Below are 447 nucleotides of genomic sequence, written 5' to 3' on the forward strand. Positions count from 1 at the left end.
CCTACGGCCTCGGCCGGCGCCCGTCGGCTGTCGGTGGAAACCGTTGTCGGAACGACGGTTTCCACCGACGGCCTCAGCCGCCGTAGGTGGAAACCGCTGTTGGGACGACGGAAGTCACCTACACGGTGGGCCGCTCGAAGGAGGAGCGTTCGACGAGCCTGATGGGCGATTTCCGGAATGGGATCATGAGCTGTGAAGACAGGCGGGCATCGCTGTCCGTCGCACCGTTTCTCGGCCGGCCCGGCTGACAGCGGCTCGCCGCCAGCCGGGCCGTGGTCAGCCGGGCCGGCTGTGGTCGGCCGGGTGCAGTGCGCGCAGCAGGGCCTCGCTCTGGACGCGGCGGGACGCGAGGCTGACGGCGGCGTCGGGTACGACGACGTCGAAACCGTGCGTGGCACCCGGGTAGATGTGCAGCTCCACCGGCACGTCGGCCTGCGCGAGCCGGGC

Origin of the sequence: Protofrankia sp. CiP1_Cm_nod2 (genome assembly GCF_920664355.1) — a bacterium.
Classification (GTDB): Bacteria; Actinomycetota; Actinomycetes; order Frankiales; family Frankiaceae; genus Protofrankia.